The organism is Streptomyces phytophilus, from assembly GCF_013870535.1.
GTDB lineage: Bacteria > Actinomycetota > Actinomycetes > Streptomycetales > Streptomycetaceae > Streptomyces > Streptomyces phytophilus.
The window spans coordinates 1-1,801 of sequence record NZ_JACBXC010001209.1 but is presented as its reverse complement, the minus strand read 5'-3'; the positions used below and the strand labels follow the sequence as shown (position 1 = coordinate 1,801).

1 protein-coding gene is annotated in these 1,801 nt (G+C 72.0%); it reads left to right on the top strand.

What is annotated here, in order from left to right:
- The coding region (locus tag H5J30_RS30845; RefSeq protein WP_181790778.1) for an N-acetylmuramoyl-L-alanine amidase at positions 1–1,792 on the top strand (1,792 nt) is incomplete at its 5' end.
- Positions 1,793–1,801 lie beyond the last annotated feature (9 nt).

Below are 1,801 nucleotides of genomic sequence, written 5' to 3'. Positions count from 1 at the left end.
GAGCGTGCTGCTCGGCGTGTCGTACCTGGAGTCCCGCTGGGACACCCACGCGGGCGAGCCGAGCACCGACGCCGGCTACGGCCCCATGCACCTGACCGACGCGCCCACCGTGCTCGCCGAGGACCATCACGGCGGCACCGCGGAGGACCCCCGCGGCGACACCGAACGGCCCGTCGGCGACGAGGAGTTCGGCCCGGCCCTCACCACGCTGTACCGGGCCGCCGAGCTGACCGGCACCGACGCGGCGACGCTGCGCGCCAAGCCCGCCGAGAACATCGCCGGGGGCGCCGCGCTGCTGGCCGCGTACCAGGAGGACCTGGGCGCGCCGGCCTCCGCGGACCCCGCCGACTGGTACGGCGCGGTCGCCAGGTACGCGGGCGCCGCGTACGAGCAGGACGCGGCGACGTTCGCCGACGAGGTGTACGCGACCATCCGCGACGGCGCCGCCCGCACCACCGACGACGGCCAGGCCGTCCGGCTCGCCGGCGACCCGTCCGTGGCCCCGCACCAGCGGTGGCTCGGCGAACTCGGCCTGCCCCGGCTGGCGGACGAGGACGTGGAGTGCCCGAAGCGGCTCGGCTGCGAGTGGATCCCGGCGACGTACCGGCAGACGAACCCGGACGACATCGGGGCGTACGTCAACCACGACAAGGCGAACCGCCCCCGCGACCAGAAGATCGAGTACATCGTCGTCCACGACACCGAGGGCCGCTACCCCGGTGTGATCAACATGGTCCAGGACCCCACCCGCGCGGCCAGCTGGCAGTACACGCTGCGCAGTTCCGACGGCCACATCGCCCAGCACGTCAAGCACAAGGACGTCGCCTGGCAGGCCGGCAACTGGAACATCAACGCCAAGTCCATCGGCCTGGAGCACGAGGGCTTCGCCAAGGACCAGGGCACCTGGTACACCGAGGCGATGATGCGCAGCTCGGCGACGCTGGTGCGCTATCTGGCGGCGAAGTACGACATCCCGCTGGACCGCACGCACATCATCGGCCACGACAACGTGCCCGGCACGACCACGCCGAACATCCCCGGCATGCACTGGGACCCGGGCCCGTACTGGGACTGGGAGCGCTACTTCGAGCTGCTGAAGGCGCCGCTGCGCAGCCCGGGCGGGATCTCGAAGTCGATGGTGCTGATCAAGCCGGACTTCGAGGACAACAAGCCGCAGTTCACCGGCTGCAGCTACGAGTCGGGCTCCGACCCCAAGGAGCCGTGCCCGCTCGCGCCGTCGTCGTCGGTGATCCTGCACTCGCAGCCCGACGCCGACTCCCCGCTGCTCGCCGACATCGGCCTGCACCCCGACGGCCGGGCGTCCGACATGCACGTCTCGGACATCGGCAGCCGGGCGTCGGCCGGGCAGCGGTACGCGGTCGCCGAGCGCAGGGGCGACTGGGTGGCGATCTGGTACCACGGGCTGAAGGGCTGGTTCCGCAACCCCGCGGGCGCGCCCGTCGCCGAGTTCACCGGCGGGAAGATCGTCACGCCCAAGGCGGGCAGGGAGTCGGTGCCGGTCTACGGCCGGGCCTACCCCGAGGAGGCGGCGTACCCGCCGGAGATCCCGTACCAGCCGATCTCGGCGCACCCGTACGAGTTCAAGGCCGGCCAGGCGTACTCCTACGGCGGCACCGTCCCCGGCGAGTACTACCGCGCGGTGACCTTCGACGGCTCCGCGCCGGGGGACCGCACGGTGGTCCGCGGCAAGACGAAGTACCACATCATCCAGATCGGGCACCGCATCGGCTTCGTCAAGGCCGATGACGTGAACGTGCGCCGGGTCCTCTGACCCGTCCCG